This is a genomic window from Stenotrophomonas sp. GD03930 (assembly GCF_029839665.1).
Taxonomy (GTDB): Bacteria; Pseudomonadota; Gammaproteobacteria; order Xanthomonadales; family Xanthomonadaceae; genus Stenotrophomonas; species Stenotrophomonas forensis.
In genome coordinates this window covers 111,612-131,450 of the sequence record NZ_JAOCAV010000004.1, presented here as the reverse complement: position 1 = coordinate 131,450, position 19,839 = coordinate 111,612, and the positions used below count along the sequence as shown (strand labels likewise).

The following is a 19,839-nucleotide window of genomic DNA, read 5'->3' as shown; positions in this document are numbered from 1 at the left end:
GGATCACCCTCACAGCCGTGCCCTACTATTCGGAACGGCTTTCGTTGCGCCAGGGAGAGTCGCATCCAAACGCAGGGCCTCTTGTTCCGTTTCCCATCTGCATAGGCGATCGCGTGTTTCCGGACGTTGCTGTTCGAGCCACGCATCGGGACGTGGCTCTGCATTGACAAGCTGCAACCAAGCCTTCGAACGCGGATTGGCCCCTGCCTGCAACAACAGGTCGAGCAGCTCCACGTTGCCCGCCAGATAGGCGAAATAGATAGGTGACCGCCTTATCTCGCCACAGTCGTATTCCGCGTCCGGATCTGCGCCAGCTTCGAGCAGCACGCGACAAACCTCGAGCCACCTTCGCCCATTTTCTTCCCATGGACTGTCCTGCATAACAGCAAAAATATGTGGCGTTTTTCCATCTTTTCGCTCCCGAGCGTTCACATCAGCGCCATCTGCAATCAACTGCTCAAGCTCCCTCAGCTGGAACCCTCCTTCGCGGTCGAATAGCTGAAAGATGGGTGGCATCCGGCGATGTCTCCTCCATTTACCCATGCGTTTCTCAATGACATAGCGGGGGATCAGGATTGGAGACAGCAGCGTCAATACAAGGAACTCCACGCGAACCTTCCAGATCGGCTCTTGAAATAGATTTGGCGGGTCACGCAAATCCTTTAACCATCCCCGCACACCCTTTTTGATACTTGCCACGAAATTCATGTCAGCCCCCATGGAATACATTTGTATCCCTTCAGATCCATGCAAGCAGAAAGGGACATCCTGTCCAGAGGGCTTTACTGACTAAAGCGAAAAAATGCTGGGGTTGCACGACACACGTCCTCCCGGCAGATGCATGTGAGTTGCAGGTTCATGAGATCAGCCTCATAGCCGCGGCTTGCTCGTCCGAACGGGCTCATCAGTGCCAGGGAGGGATACTTTCAAATGTGCGGCGGCCCGCTTCGCTTTCCATTCGTCGATGCCATTTCTGATCTCTGGCGACCCAGTGCTTGCCAAGGCATCCGGGTCCGCCCCAGCTTCGAGCAACACAGTGAGCAATGGAACATGTCTGTAGAGATCAGCCGAGTAGAGAGCCACCCACCCATCGTGCCGTTGAGAATTCGGATCAGCCCCCGCTGCACACAGCACGCGGCAGGCCTCGACCCATCCACGCCTGGCAGCCATGAGCAGCGGAGTCTCCTGATCTTCCTCGCGCCGAGCGTTCACGTCGGCGCCTTCTGCGATCAAATGCCTCAAGGCATCCAGAGCAGGTTCGCGTTCCCAGCTTTCAAGCAACCTAATGATCGGTGGCGTCCGCAAGTCGTCCCGCCATCGCCGGACCTTGCCCACAACCCAATTTCGAGAAAACCAGATAGGGGCCGTTAGGGTGTAGAGGAGAACGCCCTTTCGAGAAAGAAGCCCGCTTCCTTCGAATCCCATACCCGTCTCCCATGGAATACGTTTGTATTCCTTCCCCCCCATGCAAACAGAGAGCGGCGCGGTGTCCAGTGCTTCGGGACGGCTAAACTCAGAATCTGCGGCCTCTGGCCGACAGATTCAAAAGCCCACGTCCTTCACGGACCTTGAAGGCGCCCATGCCCGTCTCTGATCCCCTCGCGTTCGACCTGCTGCGGGCGTTCGCGCAGCTGGAGTTTCGCCTCAAGAACGATCCAGGCTTTCTTCGCGCCGGTCCTTACCGAATGGCCCAGGTGAACTGGCCCGCGGTGGATGAGGCGGTGTCACGGCTGGACGATTCACTCTTCTTCGATCGGGTGTCGGACAGCACGCACGAGCAAATCCTCACACCTCCACGTGATCGCCCGATGGTCCAGGAGGTGGCGGTGGTCAACGGTCTCAACCGCACTGTCTTCCAGCGCCTGCCCCTTCAGCAATCCAATGCCGGTGCTTTGGTCGAAGCGGCACGCCGGGTGCGCAACAACCTCTTCCACGGGGGCAAGGAAGAGCCGCATTTGGGCGATGATGACGAGTGGGCCGCCGCCGCACTGGACGTGGCCGAGTGCCTGCTTCACCTGCTGAACCATGGAACGCTCAGATCGGGATTGGCCCCGTGAAGGGATATGACGCCTCCGGGGGACGGACGTAGGCACTGGAGAATCGAGGGGATGACTAGAGCGCGACGGGCGGGAAACGCTCTTCGTGTTCCGGATACAGGTCGATCATGAAGAACTCCCGGCGGAACCCTTCAAAGATTCCTGGGTCACGGATCATGGCCTCGATTTGCGCGTGCGTCCAAACAGCGCCATGTTCCGCAGCGCGGGCCTGGAGACGTTCAGCCTGCTGTCCCACGGCCTCGTCCGTCAGGTGGTGTTCCGCGTAGCCTTCCACGATCAATCGGTAGATGGTCTGCACGCTCAACTGCCAGAACTCGTGGCCAGCTTGCGTTGCCCGAAGGGCACTCATGGCCCGCTCCGAGGACCGGGTCATCAGCAGGGCTTGATAGAACGCAGACAGCGCCGTCTCCAGATCCCCAGCCGATATCTGCCGTTTGGGGGCCAAGAATGCCCAGAACGGCGCCCGATGCTCAGCACGAACAAAATTGGCGATGGCGCCCCCATGGCATGCGGCCACCACCGTGATGAGGTTCAAGCGCGTGGCCACGTTGAGGTTTACGAACGCCGGCTTCATGTCATCCCACGTCAACCAAGACCCGTCAGCGAACTCCAGCCCGTCCTCTCCACCGTGGCACTCGATGTGAAGCAACGGCACGTAGGGCTCCCTGGATGCTTGCTGAGCAAGCTGGGCCAACAGATCGAGAAAAGCCCCGCTGGAAGGAACACGAACGCTGGCGATGTGAGGAACGTCGCCGATCACCCGCGCCCAGTCTTGGGCATCCGCGAACAGGCGGGCTGCGGTGTTGAGTTGGCCTTCCGGGAGGGAATCCACGATGAGAATTTGGTTGAAAGTAGCGTTCATCGGCGCCTCCCCAGCCCCGGACTGCCACCTTGCACCACGGGGCTGCCACCTCGCCGCCGCCTCCCATCGTCCGGACCCAGCGCACGCTCTAGACGCTGCAGCGCTGTCTTGGGCGCTGGCCTGGCATCAATGGACGGTAGCTTGGCTATCTCAGCCTTGGTCATTTTGGTCGAGGGCTTGAACCGATTCTTGGGAAGCTCTGTCTTCCCCGTCACTTTCTTCTCAAGCGGCCTCGGTTTCGGTGCAGGCGGCGCTTCGTCGAGCATGCCAAGCTTGGCAGCCACCATGCGCAGTTTCGAAGGTGAATTGGCCTTGCGGAGAAAAATGCGCGCACGGCGCTCCGCATAGGCACGCGACCACCCCATGCGTGTCATTCCCTCGACGATGATCGTTTCCAAGAACCTCTCTTGCGCTGGGGTCAGAACAATCGGCCCGTTGGGCTGCCCCTTCTTAGACACCCGCTTTTTGGGGGAACGCCCAACAGGACCCTTCTTACCCGAAGGCTGCGCCGACTTCGGCTTCCTTGCCGATCGAGGTGTCACTTATCCACCTCCGATTTGGGCGGCCGTGCTTGCGTGCGGTCCCGGTAGGTCTCGGTGACGAAGTCCACAAACGCCACGGCAGACGCCACCGCCAAGCGCGCATGCCGGGGCTGAAGCCCACGGTGCTTGCCGTCCTTGCCATGGCCGGTGCCGTAGAGGCTGCGAAGGTTGGCCAAGTTACCGGCGATTTGGTTCAGGTTGCTCAGGATGCGCTTGATGCACTCGGCACCCTTGGCTTGGTCATCGATCCCTTCGGGCACCAGGTCCAAGCTCTTGGCCAGTTTCTTAGCCAGGTCGTTCATGTCATCGCTCTTGCCTATCTCCACCCCCATCTTGCCCAGGATGGTCTTGCAGCACGATTCCACCAGCTCCTTCGCGCTGCCGATGGCCAGCTCGGGATCTTTCTCGACCGCGTATTCCATGCGCTGTATCTGCTTGGCGATGGCGCCCGCGTCCAAGGAATCGGCGGCAGACCTTCCCCTCTCAAAGGATCGGTGACCATTGGAGGTCAATGGGCGGGGTTCATACCGGGCCCTTCCTGCGATCCGCTCGACTTCGACCAAGTGCCAACCCGCTTGCCGCAATTGGTCGTTGAGGTGCTCAACGATGGTGGCGGCCTCCTCCCGGTCAGGCCTCACCACCGGGTGGACCATTTCCGCCAGGAACCGTAGGAAGGTATCGGCCGGACCATCCAGCAACGGAAATCGGTCGTCGTCGAAGATCCAGTAATCGTCCCAGTCAAAATTGTTGACCCGGTGCTGGTAGATGTCCCCCGCGGCGTCCTTGTAGCGCGAATCGGTGGATGGCAACCGCCGCAGCTCGTAGATGCGGCTTAGAAACTCGGTGTCGTCCAACGCGCCGAACACGTTCACCTGCTCCAATCGGAGCCCATCAAAAATGTTCCGACGAACGGCACGGGGAATGACAACTGGAGAGGAGGAGCGCCAGTCTTCGTTCTGGCCCACGATGGGAATCAACCGGGCGGCGAACAAGTCGTGGCCATTCGGGGGAATGGCTTCCGTCAATGCCTCGGTGATCTGTTCGCAAACGTCCTTGAGCTTGGGCCGCAAGCGCGCAAACTCCGGCGCTGGCACCTCCAGCAGGACGTTCCAGTAGTTCGTTCCCCCGTTCCAGTTGTCAGAGGTATCGTGCTGGATCACTGCGGTCGCGGTGCGAAGAAGATCTGCCGCGTCGGTGTGCCCGCTCTCTTGGAGCAGCACGTAAGCGGCGCCCAAGCACCGCTCCAACACCTGATCATCGAGAGGGCTCGTCAGCACTATCAGCTCCGGCGAACCAGCATCGCTTGGGCAGGGTCGTAGACGTAGTCGGTGATGCTCCCGTCTTGGATGCGCTTGACGGCCTCGTCAATCACAGGAAGAGGAACCAAGAACCACTCGCGAGGTTTCACGGGGTTGCCGAAACGATCCTCGATCGTCAGATCCAACCTCACGTCTTGGAAAATTCGGTGGAACAGGTTCTCCAGGCGTGCACGATTGAGGTTGGACAGCTTGTAGGTCGCCACCACCTCGACCTTGGCCAGCATGTATGTGGGATCCTTCTCGGCGTTGCCGACGCGGGCCTCGACCCTGCCGCCGGTAATGCCGATCTTGTGAATCAGCTCGCGGTGCTCGACCACGTAGGAATTGTTGGACAGGCTACGCAGGACGTAAATGGTCCCATTGACGATGTCATTGGGCTCTAGGGTGTCTCCAAACAAAGGGCCATGATCATCGTCGGTGATGCGTCGGCCGGTATCGTCCTTGTAGAGCGCCCGCTGCAAGGAGCGCTCGAGCAAATCGCTCTCGGTGCCGTTGGAATAGATCACCCGCAGCCTGGCGTTGGATTCTCCATTGGGTGTGCGCACCGGCTCGCCCACCTCGGCGACGTAAGCCATCTGCCCGCCGAGAATGAAGAAGTTGCCCTTCTCCACGCTGGCGTCGCGGCCAAACCGCAAGGTTTTCCGGAGCCCCGACTTGAGATCCCCTTCCACGCGCTCAAAGAGCGGCACAAAGCGTTCAAAGTCTGCGCAAGGCGTGCGGCTGGCAATGTCTTCCAACGCCTTGCGTTCTTCATAGGACCGAACGTGACGCAACTGGGTGATGTCGTCCTCGGATCCTCCTTCGCTCACACCCAAGTCGGCCAGCAGGGCGTCATCGTCTACCGATTCACCTCGCCCGGTGGCAGCAAGGGTGGGGGCTTCTTGGAGCAGTCCGTGCGTATCCAAGGGCATGAGCAACGGATGCGCATCGGCAAGCGACCGCAGGCGGTCCAGGCGCACGGCGAACAGGCGTTCAAAGATGTCGCGTTCCTCTCCATGCTGCGGAGAACGCCCATGCTCGTCCACGAACCGGAGGATTTCTTCGAAACCGGCGATCAGCCGTTCTTCCTGGGGCGTTCGCGCAGCGGCCTTGATCGGGGCCAGATCTTGCCCCAGTTCGGCCAACAAGGCCTCGTCTTGGTCCCAATCAGCCATGATCGCTACCTCGGGCCTCGGCCGCCTTGCGTTGCTGGACGTGCTTGGCCAAGGCCACCACGCCTTCGGCCATTTTTCGCTCCCACGGGTCTGGCGAGTTGATGTCGGGGGCGCGCTGCTTTTCTGCCTTGAACGCGCGGGCTCGCAGGGCCAACGCCTTGGCCTCGTCGTAAGGAATGGCCACGCGCTTGGCTGAAATGCTGGCCTGGACCTGACGGAGAATCTTCTCATCCATGGCCTTGGCCAACACCGCGTAGGCGGCATCGAACGGGTTGATCCGGTCGATGAGGTCAATGTTCAAGTCCCGCACGTTGACGAACTTTCGCACCCCGTCGATGAGCGAGGTGTTGCCCTGCTCCCCTTGGGCATCGTCTTCTGCCAGCCGCTGCTTGGCCTGTTGGGTCACGTTGAGCGCGGCGATGGCGTGCTGACGGATAGCCTCTTGATCTTCCGCGGTCAGGTCAGGGTATCGGTCACGCACGATCTTGCCGAGCTGAACCTGGGTCAGGTCTTCGGGCAGGGTGTTTTCCTTGTCGAACAGCCCACGTTCCACCGCCGTCTTGTCTTGAATGAAGGTGGTGATCACCTCGTTCAAATCCTCGCGGCAGATCCGTGCCGCTTCGGGCGAGGTCGGCATGGCCAGCCCCCCAATCTCCACGTGAACTTGGCCGGTGGTCGGATTGACACCCACGTTGGGACCGTCCTCTTGGTAGCCGTCCTCGCCGTAGTCAAAGCCGTCCATCTTGCCGGCGTTCTTGGGCGTGAACTCGAACCGCGGGGCCAGGACCTGCTCCATGAGCAAGCTGGCCGCGATGGCCTTCAGGGTGTCGTTGACGGCGTCCACGACCGCGGCCTCGTCGGCAGCGGGTTCGGCGATGAGGTTGGTGAAGCGGGAACGCTCCTTGCCGGGTGCATCGCGGGTGGCGCGGCCGATGATCTGAACGATTTCGGTCAAACTGCTGCGGTAGCCGATGGTCAGCGCGTGTTCGCACCAAATCCAGTCGAACCCTTCCTTGGCCATCCCTAAGGCAATGATGATGTCGACGTGGTCTCGGTCGTCCTTGTGCGCCGGATCCTTCAGCGCCGACAGGACCTTGGTGCGCTGTGCAGCGTCGGTGTCGTCCACCAGGTCGGCAACCTTAAGCACGCGTCCGTCGGCCAGCTCGACCTGATGGAACCCCGTGGCCGGGTCCAATCCCTTCCAAGTGCCTAAGCGGGACATGATTTCCTCGACCTCGCGGTGCTTGTCCTTGAGGCTCTCCCGGGCATTGACGTTGGGGATGTGGACGATGGTTTTCAGGCCAGGATCCAGCACCTTCATGATCGCGTCCAGGTAGCGGCCCGTGTAGAAGAAATAGCCGATGTCCAGGGACTTGAGGTAGGTGTAGCCGTTGAGCTGTTCGTAGTAGGTGTAGGTCACCGTTTCAAAGCGTGCCTCGTCCGAGGGCGAGAGCACCGCCACGGTGTCTCCACGGAAGTAGGAACCGGTCATCGCCACCACGTGGACCTGTCCATGCGCGATGAGCTGACCCAGCTGACTGCCCAGCTTGTTGTCCGGGTTGCTGCTGACGTGATGGAACTCATCGATGGCGATCAAACGGTTGTCGAAGGCCTCGATACCGAACTCGTCCACCGCGAAGCGGAAGGTCGCATGGGTGCACACCAGCACCCGATCATCGCTGGACAAAAACTCGCCAACGGCCTTGATCTTGGACTTGGCGACCTTCCCGTTGTCTTCGCCCGGTGCGTTGCACAAATTCCACTGTGGCCGAACCACCCAATCGCTCCAGAACCCGTGCTTGCTCAGCTCTTCGTCGGCAAAGCTGCCCCCGATCGAACGTTCGGGCACCACGATGAGGGCCTGCTTGAGCCCTTGGTTCTCCAGCTTGTCCAACGCAATGAACATCAGGGCTCGTGACTTGCCCGAGGCCGGAGGCGACTTGATGAGCAAAAACTGCTCACCCCGCGAGGCGTAAGCTCGTTCCTGCATGGGCCGCATGCCCAGCGCATTGACCTTGTTCGACTCACCGGTGCGAGCGGCCGTGATGGAGACGGACGGCACGGTGTGCCGATTGGTCGGATTGGTTTCCATGGTCATTTCGCCCTTCCCCCCTTCTTGGGCTTGGCCGGCCTGGCCGTCATCTTGGTGTAGAGATCGAACAACTTTTCCAGCCGCTCAGTGTCGTTTCGGAATCTGCGACCGATGTAGATTCGATCGATCACATCATCGTTCCGTTCATGAGCTTGGCGCAGATCCTCCGGCATTTGATCAGCGACATACAAATCCGCGATGGTGGATGGATAGTGCGCCTCTCTCGCCAGCAAAATCTCTTGGGCACAGGTCATTAGATCTATTCGATTCTGATCCGTTAACAGCGGAACAGGAAAGCTGTTGTAGCAGACGCCCGATGAGTAGCGAAGATCTGATTTCATTCGCCCCGCAGTCAACGACACCCAAGCAAGATGCATTCGAGAACAAATCAGCGACAACACATACAGCGGCGCATCATAGATAGCTTGGGCAGCGTCGGATATCACAACATCATTACCCAGCAGGCCAACCGGAATGTGCGGCCGCTTTTCCGATGAAACGCGCGGAACAATTATCGAAGTGGCCTTAGCCGTGATCGTGCGCTCAAAGCGATGTGGCGTATCAACCCCTAATTTGCCCCGCTCGCTACCACCCTCTCTATAGGCAGCAATCGCGTCCAACCGTTTCTTGATGAATGGGATCGAGTTCGCCAAAGCCGCCTTATCGTCATCGATCCAAAGGCAATAACGCTCAATCCCATTGATGAACTCCATGGAGCCAAGAATTTTCCTTACGAGAACCGCAGCCTCCGGATGACCTTGGAGCAACTCTTCCTTTTCATTAGAACTAAGCATGAAGTTACCAAGATCCCGAGGAATATTTCCCGCAACCATCTCAGGCAGGCCTGAAATAGACTGCGAGTGCTTTTCCACGATGACATTTGGGCCATTCACCAAATAAGCATTGATATTCCCAACGACCTGCCGCTGAGAATCCCTGTAAATGCATTTGTCACCAACCCGCCCACTCGAAACCCCAACAACCACACAAATTACGTTCGCGTTGTTGCTTGCATTATTGGACCAATAAAAGTCCTTATGGGCGAAAAATATTTCCTGACCCCTAGCAAAAATTTGAGGCCAAATGATGGGAACCTGAACCCCCTGGCAAATTGAATTCGTTGATACGAACGCAAATGCCCCGCCCCTTTCGATATATTGAGATGCCTTCCAGAACCATCCGGCAATGTAGTCCATTGCTTTGTGTTTGCTCCTAGGCCCTAGCACAGATTTCAAATCAGCCTTTTGAGAGTCTGTCTGGAACTTATCTCCCACATACGGTGGATTTCCGCAAATGTAGGTTTCTCCCCCCTCGTTTTCAAAGTCGATTTCGGACTGATCGGCGGGAGCAGTGAACAAGTCGTCGCCCTGGAGGTTGACCTCGGTTCCTGTCGGCGGGCAAACGGAGAGCCAATCGATGCGCAAGGCGTTGCCGCAGGTGATCCAGTTCTTGCTGTCGAGCGGAAGGACGGTAGCCAACGCCTGCTGCTGCCCGCGGTAAAGCACGTCGCACTGAAACTCGGCGATGATGAGCGCCAGCCGGGCAATCTCGGCGGGGAAGTCGTTGAGTTCAATGCCACGGAAATTGTTGATCGGGATGTCGGACTTCCGATCCTCCTCGCCGCGCCGCCGGTTGATCTCCGCCTCAATCTTGCGCATTTCCTTGTAGGCGATAACCAGGAAATTGCCGGACCCGCACGCCGGATCGAACACACGGATGTGCGCCATCCGCTTGCGCAGGTTGAGCAGCTTGGCCTTGTTGTCCTCCGCGGATTCCAGATGCGATCTCAGGTCATCCAAGAAGAGCGGGTTCAGCACCTTCAGAATGTTCGGCACGCTGGTGTAGTGCATGCCCAACGATCCGCGCTCCTCCTTGTCGGCCACCGCCTGAATCATGGACCCAAAGATGTCTGGGTTGATCTGGCGCCAGTTCAGTTCACCGATCCGGAGCAGATACGAGCGTGCAGCCCGGGTGAACCGCGGAACTTCTGTGCTGCCTGAGAACAACCCGCCATTGACATAGGGAAATGCCAGCGCCCAACCGTGAAGGCCCGCGCTGGGACGATCATCGGATTTCAAGTTCATCGCCGTGAACAGCGTTCCGAGCACGGCGTCCGTGTTCGATCCGTCAGGAGCCGACATCCGGTCCACGGTGCGCGTGAACAAGCTATCTCCGTGGAAAATGTCCGTGTCCTCGGCGAAGAAGCAGAAGATCAGTCGGGCCATGAAGTGATTCATGTCCGATCGCCGCTCGTCGGTGTCCCAGTCCGGGTTGTGGGTCAGCAGCTCCACGTAAAGCTTGTTCAGACGGCCCGTCGCCCGGACATCGATCGGGTTTTCCTTGATCTCCTGAACGGTGGTGATGCCAGCGAAGGGCAGGAAATAGCCAAAGTGCTCGGCCAGCTCGGCATAGGGGCATGCCAAAGGCTCCCCTGTGGCCAGATACTCCGCCTCAAGGGATTCACCGTCGGTGGCAAGGACGAGCTTGATCCGATACGTCGAGTTCTTGGCGCTGGCCTTCAACGCTTCGAACGTCTCACGCACCTTTCCTCGTTCGCACACTGCCAAGTGGATGTGGTTGCGTTGAAGAATGGCCCCTGGAACGTCGGAAAGATTCGTCCCGCCGGACCCGACTTTTCTCAGGCGCTTGAGGGTGACCTCGTTGTTGCCAAACGCCGCCAAGAACTGGAAGGGGAACTCTGCAGAATCAAAGGGAGCCTGGGCCAGCTCGTAGATGGCCTCTTCGATTTCCACCGCGTTCATACGGCCAAGATCCACGACGAAGCCCCGCCGTGACAGGCACGGCGGAAGGGAGGATGGGAGCAGTCCACGTAACGTTGAAGCAATGACATCCGGCAACTCTCAAAAGGCAGGTCCCAAGTATCGTTCAGCCCCATGGTAGAGGGCCACTTTCGCGGCACCTGCGACGTAGCAAGCCTTTGTTTCCAAAGGCCCTCCCCATCAGCGGCAAGCCACCTCGGCCACCGTTTGCGCAGCCCCAAGGTCCGCGGGCAGCTGGGCCTTGCAGACCCCTTCCACGTCCACCGTCAGGCCGGGTCGCGGCTGCTCCAGGTAGAGCACCCCGTCGTAACCCACCTGGGTGGTCTCGGTCGCCGTCTTGGCCACCGTGCCCGCTTCGATGGCCGGGCCAGTGAGGCGGAAGGTTCGTGCGGTCTCGGTCAGGACTGGGAAGGTGAGGTGCATGCCGGCTTGGCGGCCAGCGGTGGCGGTTTGCTCGATCTCGGCCAACTGGGTGCCCAGTGGCAGCGCCCGATCGTCTACGCGGACCTCGGTGGGCACCATTGGGGTCACCTCGCCCACCACCAGGCGGCCCTGGGCGTTGGTCTTCCCTACCAATCTGCCGCCCACCCTCACCGGCACCCCGGCTTGGCCGGGCACGTCCACCACGGCGAAGGATTCGGCCGGACCTAGGAACGTCACGCCCTGGCGGTCCAGGTGAACGGCACCGGCCATCGAACCGGAAGCCCAGGTGCCGCTGGGCCCGTGCTCGGCGTTGATCTGGGCCCACCCTGCCCGGGTGGTCCAGTTGGCGTTGGCCCTGGCCGTCTGGCCAGCCGCTCCCTCGTCCACCGAAGCGGACAAGCCGACCGGGGTTCCCAACACCGTGGGGCGGGCGCGTCCTTGGACGGCCCAGGCGGTGGCATCCGGGGCTTGCCGGGCCCGAACGCTCACGCCCTTGCCCCGACCGAAATCGTAGCTGTAGCCCACCTCCACCCGGGTTTCCTTGAGCTCAAGGTCCCGCAAGGCGGAGACGGCCACGGTGTGCCCGTTGCCACGCCAAGTCAGCCCGGCGTCGGCGTAAGCGGTGCGAAAGCGTGGCGTGCGCACGTCCGAATAGCTGGCCCGAAGGGACCACTGGGGCGTGGGCCGCCAGAACACCGAACCTCGGGTGCGCTGCTCCACCTCCACCGCACTGGGGGCGCGCAGGCGCCAGTAGTCCTGTTGGCGCTGGTGCTCCAGGCGCACGCCAAACCTCGGGCCGCGGTAGTCGTAGGCCACGGCCTGCCGTTGGCCGCCTTGCGTGGAAGTGCCCAATTCCAGATCGAACGTGCCGTAGGTGCCAAGCACCGTGGTGGCCCCCAAAGCCACGTTGGCCTTCCCATCCGTTGAGGTTTGGGCGGTGCTGCGCAGGGTCCACCGGTCGTTGAGGCCCCAAGCCGCCGACCCGGTCGCGCCCAACGTCCCGTAATCGCTCTCTCCTTGGCGCACCCGGCCTGCCGCGACCTCCCAGGTGGTGAGCCCTTTGCGGAGCAACGTGGGGGCGACGTAGAAGCGCTGATCGCTCACCACCGTTTCGCGGCCGTAAGGGTCTCGCACGACCACTTGGGTTTGCTGTGCTCCGGTGCCCAAGGCGCCGCCATCGGCGGTGAACGGCCCTTTCCCCACCCGGCCTTGCAGCACGCGGGCGCGGTTGGCCAGGACTTCGACCGTCGCCGGATCGAGCGCCACGCCGCCGAGCACCGGGACCGGATACGTGGGCGTCAGCGGGTCCAAAGCCCGCGGGTCCTTGGCCACGCGCACCCCGCCCAAGTTGACCGGCGAGGACCACGGACCAGCGAACACATCGCCGGCCTGGTAGGTCACCAAGCGGTTGGGATCGTCTTTCTGCCAGCGCGTCACGCCGCGAACGTAGCCGGTGCCGGACGCGTCGGTGTTGACCTGCCCGCTGGTGCTGACAACGCCCCAGCGCCCCGCCTTGCGGACCTCGTGGCCCAACGAGAGCGCCTGCTGTTGCTCGGACACCATGCCGGCCACGCTGTAGTTCACCAGCATTCCGGGAGCGGGCGGCGCGATGGGCCCGCGCTCGGTGCGATCACGGGCCACGCGTTGGGCCTTGAGCCGATCGCCCGGCAGATCCAGGGCGACCGTGGCGGTGGCCTCGTCCACGGCAAACCCCACGCCCAGCGCCTGGGCGCTCATCGGCTCCGTTTGACCGGCGGGAAGTTGGAGCCCGACCTCGCGCCAGGTGACCGGGTCGGCGAACCACTGACCGCCTTGCTGCCAGAACGTGAGCGGATCCGCCTTGGCCTTGCCGCCGATAACCGGCACCAGGAGCGCGGGTGCCACGCCGTCGGGCACCGCTGCGCTGGCCGACGAAGCAGCCAGCAACACCAAGGCCAGGGCCCGGCCACGCATGGATCACCGCCCCACGGGGACGGTGACGGACTGGCCGTTGACGGTGATCGAAAGCACTTCGGCACGCTGGCCAGGCTGGGTCTCGTAAGTCATCGAGGCCCCCGGTAGCGTCCAACCCAATGCACCGTCGCGCCACGGCTTCCCACCGGCCGGGCCGATGGACGAAACGCGGGCCGCGGTTTGGCCGTGGTTGGTCAGACGGTAGCCCTTGGCCACCGCTTGGACGGTCACCTGGGGGATGGGTGCGTTGGTGGCTTCAAAGGCCACGGGCAAGTCCTGGTTGACCAACAACTGGACGCCTTGGGCGTTGGGGTCTTTGAGCTGCATCAGCAGCACGCGGTAGTAGCGCCGCTCGCCCAGCGCGCCCACCCTCATCAACCGGGCGGTGCGCTTGGATTGGGGCGGGACGTCCACGAAGGTCGGCGCCCCCACGATCTCCGTGGTGGGTGAAAACACTTTCTGCCCCGTGGCCTGATCCCACCCCACCGCTTTCACCTGGTAACGCACCGAGGCGTCCCCGCTGTTGTGCAGCGTCACGGCGACGTGCTTGGCCGAGGTATCGGCCATCAGGGTGGTGGGGCCCACGGAGATGGAACCGGCGGACGCCGAAAAGGACAGCAAGGACGCGGCGGCCACGGCCAAAAAACGTTGGGAATGGGTCATGGGATCTCCTTTGGGGGTCTCCATTCAAGCTAGATCGGAATGCAATTCCGTCAACCCATACCTACTCACCTTTTCGACAACAAAAAAGCCCCCGGGGGCAAGCCGGGGGCTTCGGGACAACCGAGGGGATCAGTTGTAAGTGGCGGTGACGGTGACCGTGTCGGTGTAGTTGCCGCCCACGGCCTGCTTGAGGGCCAAGAAGCGCACCGCGTAGTTGTAACTTTGGACAGTGCCGTCGCCAACGCCGGTGAACGCGTCGGCGTCATCCCCCCATACTTGGCTTCCCTGCGGGTCCTTGAAGAAGCCGTAGGGGATGTAAGCTCCGGCGCCGTTGGTCACAGCCCGGTAGGTCTCATACCCGGACAGCAGGCCGAAGTTCTGCCCCTGGCCCGGCGAAATGGAGTAAGTCGTGCCCGCGTTGCACACGATGCTCAGCCCGGAGGTGCGGGCGGCAGCTTCAGAGATGCCCGACCAGTCCATCCCTTCGATGGAGGTCACGGACAGCTGGCAGGTGTTGGTCAAGGTGCCCTGAATCGTCAGATCCGCGGTGGTGTCGGCGGCGAACGCGGGCACTGCCAGCGAAGCCAAGGCGATGGGCAGAAGGGCGCGAAGGAAGGTCTTGCGTGTCATGGGTATCGTCTCCTTGAGAGGGATTGAGTGGGGATGAGTAGCCCCCAAAAGGGCCATCCCCTTACCGATACCTCGAATCTGAAAACGCGCAAGGGGGCCATTGAGCCAGCGGTCAGAGCCTGGGTCGTTTGCCACCTGCGGTGGCTGACTGTTCCCATACCCGATCCAGCTCACGCGCCCGGTGCTGAGCCATTGCCTCCTTAATCATGCGCTGGAGGACAAACGCAAAAGCGTCAGTCACAAAAACGCCCACGCCGATCCCATAGTTATCCGGCAGGCTGGAAATCTGCCTTATCGATGGCTTGTAAATGACCTCATCGATCTCAGGAGGCAACGGATCAACGCGCGTGTCAATGAACGCGCCCACCTCGGTTTCGGCTGCCTTGCAGAGCTCGGCGTCAGTGAGCAGCGCCCGCAAGTCGGCCAGCGTGGGAAGCCACACCGTGTTGAATAGCGGGCAACCCACCGAGGGACTGATGAAATGGATGCCGTGAAGCACGGTCGCCCTCTCACTCTTTCCGAGCTCGCCGTCTCCCCAATGACCGTTCATTCGAGGGGTGACGTCACCCATCATTAGCCAGTTCCGCTCGCCGCCCCTGCTCTTCTCGCCAGCACTTGAGCAAGTGTTTGTAACCGGACTTGGCTTGGGTGACGTGGAAGGATCGGCCGTTAACGTAGACCTTCCCGCCGTTGTGGAGCTCGACGGCATGAACCGCACTCCAAGTGGTCGCCCAGCCCAGGCTGTCCTCTTCTTCAAAGCTGACGGGCTCCAACGAGACCGCTGCATAATCTTCAAACAAGCCGGGATTCAATCCCAACGCGATCATCTTGGTTTCGTGGACTGTGAAGGTTCCGCTCATTTGCCACCTCTTGTCTTGGTCGGCGGCAGTGCCTACCCCTGAATCCAAGGTAGATCGCGCTGAAAATTTGTCCACGTCTGTAGCGGACAAAACTTTGACTAAAAGTAAAAACTGCGGAGCTAGGCCGCAGTTTTTCCTAACATCACTTATCGCGCCGAAGGCGTTGGTGCTTGCCATCCATGCGGATGCTTTTTCAGATGCCGGCGCGCAGCGGCCGGCGGCGGCTTCCGGCACTGGCCTTTGCTCCCAAGTGGGCCAGCCATCGGGAACTTGAGAGCTTCGGTCGGAACAGCGACGATGGGACGACCTGTCCTCTCACGAAGGCCCCTATGTCCAACATGGCCGATCCCAATCAAGCCCTAATCTCTTTCCAAGAAGCCCTGGCTGCGGGCGGCCTTCGGCTGGAGCGGGGCCGCATCGATCCAACGGTCTACCTGCACGTGGATCACCTCCAAGGCAAGCCGCGATTCCCTTACGTTCAGATGGACGGGAAGACCGTCACGGCTTTTGCCAATTTCGTTCCCAATGGAACCTTTGAAGGCCATGCGAACCTAGCGGTTGGCTACGCGGTTCCCGAGCGTTATCGAAACCAGGGGCGCGCCAAAGCCATCCTTGCGACGGGCATTGCAGAGCTCCAAAACGGCTTTCGCGGGCATCCGCCCTTCTACATCGAAGCGGTGGTGAGCGTGAACAACCCCGCTTCGCAGAACGTGGCCCAAGAGGTTCTGGGCGGCGAACCTGAGCCAATCGTGGACAACCATTCGGACGAGCCCGCCCTTCGCTACGCAAAACTGTTCCCAACCGGCAAGTAGACGGCAACGCCCGCGCCTACTTTGGACCCTACATACAGCAAGGAAAGCACATGAGCACGTTCTCAGAACGCCACAACTACAGCTCGCCCGATGCAGACATCACCATTCGTGAAGATGCGCCCGAGGTGTTGCGCGGAGCCGTTGTTGCCATCGCTGGCAAAGCGGGGATTGGATACGAAACCCTGCGCAAGGAAGTCTGCGGTGCGCTTGGCGTGGCACCAGACACCCGGGGCAACTGGAGCGAACCCAACGTGATCGCGGAGGTGCAGCATCACCTGGAAGAGTGCGAATGGTTTGAGGTGTATGACGTCATCGAAAGCATAGCAGCGTCCCTTCAAGGTCGCCCACCTGCCTATGGGCAGCCCAAAGCACCTTCGGACGTCTTCTCGGACGGAATCAACAAGGTCTTTCGGAAGAACGGAATCGGTTGGCAGCTGTTGGGCAACCGCATTGAGTTTCGCGGTTCAGAAGCGTTTGAAATTGCTATCAGGAAGGGCACCAGCGAGTTGCGAAGCGCTGGGAAAAACACGACGGCAAATGAACTGCACGAGGCTTTGCGCGACCTGTCTCGTCGCCCCAACCCCGAGCTCACCGGCGCCATTCAACACGGAATGGCTGCGTTGGAATGCTTGGCAAAGGATTTAACGGGTGGTGACAAGGAGACGCTGGGGGCGTTGGTGAAAAACAACCCCAGCCTGTTCCCCTCGCCTCTTGGAGAAGCAGTTTCCAAAGTCTATGGATTCGCGTCTAACAACGGGCGCCACCTTAAGGAGGGCGGTGATCCGTCGTTGGAAGAGGCCGAACTGATCGTGGGCTTGTCAGGGGTGCTTTGCCGCTACTTGGGACACAAAGTCCGCCGTCCTTAACTCAGCGCATCCGCTGCCATGGGGCGTCCTTGGGCGCCTCCAGGGAAACCTCGACAACGTCGTCTGCAGCACGCCATGCCCTCCCTTCGAGCACCATGGTGGGACCTCTGGAACGTGCGATGGCGGCCTCTTTGGCGGTCGGAGGGTTCCACGACCGATGCTCCTCAAGGTAGCGCCCCATGGACGGCTTCAACGGCAAGCCACCGCTCGGCAAAGGCAACGCCCGATCATGGCGTTCGTCTTGTTGACGGGCATAGGCGACTTGCTCGGGCTCCCCAAACGCCTCCCGGTGGGCATCCAGCATGCGATCAATGGCGTCCACGTCCCCGCGGGCATGGAGCGATTCGGTGTAAAGCGCCTGAAGCAACGGGTCGCGCGCTTGGTGAACCTCTTCGCCCGTGCCTTCGCCCTGGAACAGCCTGTCGTGGCGAGGGCGGGCGTCGACGGGGTCTTGGCGTAACCGCCCGTGGCTGGTATTCATGCTCGCCTCCGTGCCAGTCCGCTGCCGTGAAGCATCCCGCACGTGATCGAATAGACGACAAGAGCCAGCGAAGATGACAGGTATGGGTTGGAAGGATCCAACCAGACCACGGCCACTAGGTGCTGAAGTTGGTAGGCCAGCAATGCCAAGCACGCGTAGAACAGGGCCAACCGCCACAGCAACGCAGCCACGGATGGGGCGTCTTCTCGGCCGACCTGAAACGCCTCCCAGCCCCTGCGTGCGCTGCGGGCTTTGGAGGCGCACAGCCACGCGATTCCGAAGGTGATCGCAAACATGGCGAGCTCAAACAGCACGACCACCAGAATAACGGTCATGGGATCCTCCTCTGGGTTGGGAGCAGGCCATGGGCCTGCAGGTAAGCGTGGACTGCCTGTCGGGTCACGCCGAGGCGCTTGGCAATTGCAGGGCCGTTGCTCCCCTGCTCCAGAAGGCCCACCACCAGGGCGTGTTGGTCAGCCAGTGGGCGCCGGGGCTTTTGACGCAACCCCAGGTGAGCGAGGTCGGCGCTCACCACGGGCGACGGAACGCCCAGGGCTTGGGCGATGGCGGCGCGGCCGTGTCCCTCTCGGAACATCCGGGCGACTTTGGAGCGGCGGTGGGCAACGGATGGCCGCTTCATGAGCTCAACCACAAGCCCGCAAGCCGTGCCTTCGCAATACACGCCTCCACCAAGGTGTTCGCTTTCGTGCATCCTTACGGCCCCACGCGAGCGCTGTTATCCGACCGGGCATTGATGCCTATGGCACAAGGGCTTCCGCACGAATAATCGCCAATGCGCACCGGCGAAGCATCAAGCGGCACCGCCCGGGAGTAATCGCCAATGCGCTCCGGCGAAGCATCAAGCGGCACCACCCGGGTTTTCTTACCCTTCCCCACCAAGAAGACCCGATCACCTTCGCGCACGTCCACGTCGGCGTCTTGGACTACCGCCAGGACGCGCTGGCGGCGATCGGACAGATCGCGCACGTAGATCTCCACCGCACGCCGGCCGCTGAGGCCGTTTTGAACCGCGGTTCCGGCAACCCCACCGATGACGCCACCGGCCACGCGGGCAGCATTGCGGCAGTCCCGGTTCTTGACCTGGTTAGCAGCCCCATAACCAACGGCCGCCCCGATGGCGGAGCCGGCGTTCAGACGCTGGTCGGACTTCAGTTGAAGCGTGCGAACCATCAGGACCTCGCCCAGTCGGGCGTCCTGGACGGATAGGGCCTCGGACGAACCGTAACGGCGAGCGGAGGTGGAATCGCCGGCAAAGGCGGCCGGAGCAGACAACGCCAATGCAAGGGCCAGAACGATGGGTTTCAAGGTGCACCTCCATTTCGTGAGTAGGTTCACCTATGCATAGATCGATTCTGGGAATGCGCAAGGGGGGCTTCGGAGCGCGGTTACACAAACTGCAGTCCGCGTCATTAAATTGACGGAAAAGCGACAAAAATGAGGCAGCGCACGGATCGGAATTGCTGTTACTGCACGTAGATCAGACTGGCCATTTCTTCCCCTTTCTCTCTCCCCCTCCGCGTCTGGCAAGGAATCTGAAACCGGCAAGCTCTCCTGTCGTGCAATGTTCCTGATCGACATTCAACCTGTGATGATGTGGGAACGCTCTCCCTCAACCTGCCAAACCGTCTACGAAAGTGGCAAAATTGCAGGATCACTCACAGGGGGAAATTGGATGTCCGACACGACCTACAGCCACCGCATCCTCAAGACTTATGGCCTGCTGGTGGACTTCGAAGGTAAACCACGCCTCAAGAACGTTCCGTCGCCTCTAACCGGTCAAAAGAAGGCAAAGGAGACGATGGAAAAGTGGACGCAGCGAGTGCTGGGGGATGAGGTCAGCAAGGTCCGTATCTACCGACCGGCGCGCGTTAAGAGTGACACACTGATTGCCAGTCTCACAGACACGCACGACGCCAAGCTGGTGCGCGACATTGTTCGCGGCGCCGTTCGCAAGAAGAGCAAATCAGCGAAAGCAAAGATTGAAGAGATCAAGGTAGAGCACGCCGCCGAGCTTAGAAAGCGCCGAGCCACCGCGCGAGACCTTCGGAAAGCACACGAAGAAAACTTGTCGGGAAAGCTCGATGAGATCCTGGCTGCGACGGCCTATCTGCCGTTGGATGACCTTCAGGACTTGGTGGTGGAACTCGGAGAGGACTTGAGCCCTTCGGTCCGCAACTGGGCACTTGCATTGACTCCGGCCAAGGATGCTGACGAGGTTTCCGTCATCGACGTTCTCAAGCAAATGCTCCTGCGTATGGACGTGCTGTCGAAGAATAAGTAACCAGAATTTGTCAGCCACTGTCGCGCACCCTTCCTCCCGACAG

The 19,839-nt window shown here is 60.9% G+C and carries 19 protein-coding genes; 4 read left to right on the top strand and 15 right to left on the bottom strand.

Going from position 1 to position 19,839, the window contains the following annotated elements; all coding sequences use genetic code 11:
- Window positions 1-9: 9 nt before the first annotated feature.
- Window positions 10-708 (bottom strand): ankyrin repeat domain-containing protein, encoded by a 699-nt coding sequence (locus N5C18_RS18950; RefSeq protein WP_279945410.1) that lies wholly within the window; start codon window positions 706-708, stop codon window positions 10-12.
- An 872-nt stretch (window positions 709-1,580) separates the two neighbouring features.
- Here N5C18_RS18950 and N5C18_RS18945 point away from each other — a divergent pair.
- Window positions 1,581-2,057 carry a hypothetical protein gene (locus N5C18_RS18945; protein ID WP_279945409.1) on the top strand — a complete coding sequence of 159 codons (477 nt, stop codon included), beginning with the start codon at window positions 1,581-1,583 and terminating at the stop codon, window positions 2,055-2,057.
- 55 nt (window positions 2,058-2,112) lie between these two features.
- On the opposite strand, the gene N5C18_RS18940 is transcribed toward N5C18_RS18945, so the two are convergent.
- The 11 genes from N5C18_RS18940 to N5C18_RS18890 all read right to left on the bottom strand — a co-directional run bounded on the left by N5C18_RS18940 (window position 2,113) and on the right by N5C18_RS18890 (window position 15,512).
- Window positions 2,113-2,919, bottom strand: a complete 807-nt coding sequence (locus tag N5C18_RS18940) for a hypothetical protein (protein ID WP_071227527.1) — start codon at window positions 2,917-2,919, stop codon at window positions 2,113-2,115.
- Window positions 2,916-3,317: a hypothetical protein gene (locus N5C18_RS18935; protein ID WP_143048160.1), complete on the bottom strand. Its 402-nt coding sequence runs from the start codon at window positions 3,315-3,317 to the stop codon at window positions 2,916-2,918. Before N5C18_RS18935 ends, N5C18_RS18940 begins: the two co-directional genes overlap by 4 nt.
- A 140-nt stretch (window positions 3,318-3,457) precedes the next feature.
- Window positions 3,458-4,696: an abortive infection family protein gene (locus tag N5C18_RS18930; RefSeq protein ID WP_239591830.1), complete on the bottom strand. Its 1,239-nt coding sequence runs from the start codon at window positions 4,694-4,696 to the stop codon at window positions 3,458-3,460.
- Between the two features lie 44 nt (window positions 4,697-4,740).
- Complete coding sequence (locus tag N5C18_RS18925) at window positions 4,741-5,934, bottom strand: GIY-YIG nuclease family protein (protein WP_071227526.1); 1,194 nt, start codon at window positions 5,932-5,934, stop codon at window positions 4,741-4,743.
- Window positions 5,927-8,032: a DEAD/DEAH box helicase gene (locus N5C18_RS18920; RefSeq protein ID WP_177179482.1), complete on the bottom strand. Its 2,106-nt coding sequence runs from the start codon at window positions 8,030-8,032 to the stop codon at window positions 5,927-5,929. Before N5C18_RS18920 ends, N5C18_RS18925 begins: the two co-directional genes overlap by 8 nt.
- The gene (locus tag N5C18_RS18915) at window positions 8,029-10,788 is read right to left on the bottom strand and encodes a DNA methyltransferase (protein ID WP_071227524.1); all 2,760 of its coding nucleotides are present in this window, start codon (window positions 10,786-10,788) and stop codon (window positions 8,029-8,031) included. Before N5C18_RS18915 ends, N5C18_RS18920 begins: the two co-directional genes overlap by 4 nt.
- Before the next feature lie 198 nt (window positions 10,789-10,986).
- The gene (locus N5C18_RS18910; protein ID WP_071227523.1) at window positions 10,987-13,182 is read right to left on the bottom strand and encodes a fimbria/pilus outer membrane usher protein; all 2,196 of its coding nucleotides are present in this window, start codon (window positions 13,180-13,182) and stop codon (window positions 10,987-10,989) included.
- Between the two features lie 3 nt (window positions 13,183-13,185).
- Window positions 13,186-13,845, bottom strand: coding sequence for a fimbria/pilus periplasmic chaperone (locus N5C18_RS18905; protein WP_071227522.1), 660 nt, complete (start codon window positions 13,843-13,845; stop codon window positions 13,186-13,188).
- A gap of 129 nt (window positions 13,846-13,974) precedes the next feature.
- Window positions 13,975-14,475, bottom strand: coding sequence for a spore coat protein U domain-containing protein (locus tag N5C18_RS18900; protein ID WP_071227521.1), 501 nt, complete (start codon window positions 14,473-14,475; stop codon window positions 13,975-13,977).
- 112 nt (window positions 14,476-14,587) lie between these two features.
- Entirely contained in the window at window positions 14,588-15,046 is a 459-nt protein-coding gene (locus N5C18_RS18895; RefSeq protein WP_164207857.1) for a hypothetical protein, read from the bottom strand.
- Entirely contained in the window at window positions 15,039-15,512 is a 474-nt protein-coding gene (locus N5C18_RS18890; protein ID WP_071227519.1) for a hypothetical protein, read from the bottom strand. Before N5C18_RS18890 ends, N5C18_RS18895 begins: the two co-directional genes overlap by 8 nt.
- Before the next feature lie 152 nt (window positions 15,513-15,664).
- Here N5C18_RS18890 and N5C18_RS18885 point away from each other — a divergent pair, with 152 nt between their 5' ends.
- The gene (locus N5C18_RS18885) at window positions 15,665-16,147 is read left to right on the top strand and encodes a GNAT family N-acetyltransferase (protein ID WP_143048157.1); all 483 of its coding nucleotides are present in this window, start codon (window positions 15,665-15,667) and stop codon (window positions 16,145-16,147) included.
- Between the two features lie 50 nt (window positions 16,148-16,197).
- Window positions 16,198-17,013, top strand: coding sequence for a hypothetical protein (locus tag N5C18_RS18880; protein WP_071227518.1), 816 nt, complete (start codon window positions 16,198-16,200; stop codon window positions 17,011-17,013).
- Window position 17,014: 1 nt separating this feature from the next.
- On the opposite strand, the gene N5C18_RS18875 is transcribed toward N5C18_RS18880, so the two are convergent.
- The 3 genes from N5C18_RS18875 to N5C18_RS18865 all read right to left on the bottom strand — a co-directional run bounded on the left by N5C18_RS18875 (window position 17,015) and on the right by N5C18_RS18865 (window position 18,820).
- Window positions 17,015-17,494 (bottom strand): hypothetical protein, encoded by a 480-nt coding sequence (locus tag N5C18_RS18875; protein WP_143048156.1) that lies wholly within the window; start codon window positions 17,492-17,494, stop codon window positions 17,015-17,017.
- Window positions 17,491-17,829 (bottom strand): hypothetical protein, encoded by a 339-nt coding sequence (locus tag N5C18_RS18870; protein ID WP_071227515.1) that lies wholly within the window; start codon window positions 17,827-17,829, stop codon window positions 17,491-17,493. The genes N5C18_RS18875 and N5C18_RS18870 overlap by 4 nt, the downstream gene beginning before the upstream one ends.
- Window positions 17,830-18,208: 379 nt before the next feature.
- Window positions 18,209-18,820, bottom strand: coding sequence for a glycine zipper 2TM domain-containing protein (locus tag N5C18_RS18865; protein WP_071227513.1), 612 nt, complete (start codon window positions 18,818-18,820; stop codon window positions 18,209-18,211).
- A 256-nt stretch (window positions 18,821-19,076) separates the two neighbouring features.
- Here N5C18_RS18865 and N5C18_RS18860 point away from each other — a divergent pair, with 256 nt between their 5' ends.
- A complete protein-coding gene (locus tag N5C18_RS18860) occupies window positions 19,077-19,796 on the top strand; it encodes a hypothetical protein (RefSeq protein WP_071227512.1) in 720 nt (239 codons plus the stop codon).
- Window positions 19,797-19,839 lie beyond the last annotated feature (43 nt).

What these genes read in the sequence shown, in the direction of transcription:
- N5C18_RS18950 (WP_279945410.1), bottom strand. Translation starts at nt 708, where the DNA reads ATGAATTTCGTGGCAAGTATCAAAAAGGGTGTGCGGGGATGGTTAAAG.
- N5C18_RS18945 (WP_279945409.1), top strand. Translation starts at nt 1,581, where the DNA reads ATGCCCGTCTCTGATCCCCTCGCGTTCGACCTGCTGCGGGCGTTCGCG.
- N5C18_RS18940 (WP_071227527.1), bottom strand. Translation starts at nt 2,919, where the DNA reads ATGAACGCTACTTTCAACCAAATTCTCATCGTGGATTCCCTCCCGGAA.
- N5C18_RS18925 (WP_071227526.1), bottom strand. Translation starts at nt 5,934, where the DNA reads ATGGCTGATTGGGACCAAGACGAGGCCTTGTTGGCCGAACTGGGGCAA.
- N5C18_RS18920 (WP_177179482.1), bottom strand. Translation starts at nt 8,032, where the DNA reads ATGACCATGGAAACCAATCCGACCAATCGGCACACCGTGCCGTCCGTC.
- N5C18_RS18915 (WP_071227524.1), bottom strand. Translation starts at nt 10,788, where the DNA reads ATGAACGCGGTGGAAATCGAAGAGGCCATCTACGAGCTGGCCCAGGCT.
- N5C18_RS18910 (WP_071227523.1), bottom strand. Translation starts at nt 13,182, where the DNA reads ATGCGTGGCCGGGCCCTGGCCTTGGTGTTGCTGGCTGCTTCGTCGGCC.
- N5C18_RS18905 (WP_071227522.1), bottom strand. Translation starts at nt 13,845, where the DNA reads ATGACCCATTCCCAACGTTTTTTGGCCGTGGCCGCCGCGTCCTTGCTG.
- N5C18_RS18900 (WP_071227521.1), bottom strand. Translation starts at nt 14,475, where the DNA reads ATGACACGCAAGACCTTCCTTCGCGCCCTTCTGCCCATCGCCTTGGCT.
- N5C18_RS18895 (WP_164207857.1), bottom strand. Translation starts at nt 15,046, where the DNA reads ATGGGTGACGTCACCCCTCGAATGAACGGTCATTGGGGAGACGGCGAG.
- N5C18_RS18890 (WP_071227519.1), bottom strand. Translation starts at nt 15,512, where the DNA reads ATGGCAAGCACCAACGCCTTCGGCGCGATAAGTGATGTTAGGAAAAAC.
- N5C18_RS18885 (WP_143048157.1), top strand. Translation starts at nt 15,665, where the DNA reads ATGTCCAACATGGCCGATCCCAATCAAGCCCTAATCTCTTTCCAAGAA.
- N5C18_RS18880 (WP_071227518.1), top strand. Translation starts at nt 16,198, where the DNA reads ATGAGCACGTTCTCAGAACGCCACAACTACAGCTCGCCCGATGCAGAC.
- N5C18_RS18875 (WP_143048156.1), bottom strand. Translation starts at nt 17,494, where the DNA reads ATGAATACCAGCCACGGGCGGTTACGCCAAGACCCCGTCGACGCCCGC.
- N5C18_RS18870 (WP_071227515.1), bottom strand. Translation starts at nt 17,829, where the DNA reads ATGACCGTTATTCTGGTGGTCGTGCTGTTTGAGCTCGCCATGTTTGCG.
- N5C18_RS18860 (WP_071227512.1), top strand. Translation starts at nt 19,077, where the DNA reads ATGTTCCTGATCGACATTCAACCTGTGATGATGTGGGAACGCTCTCCC.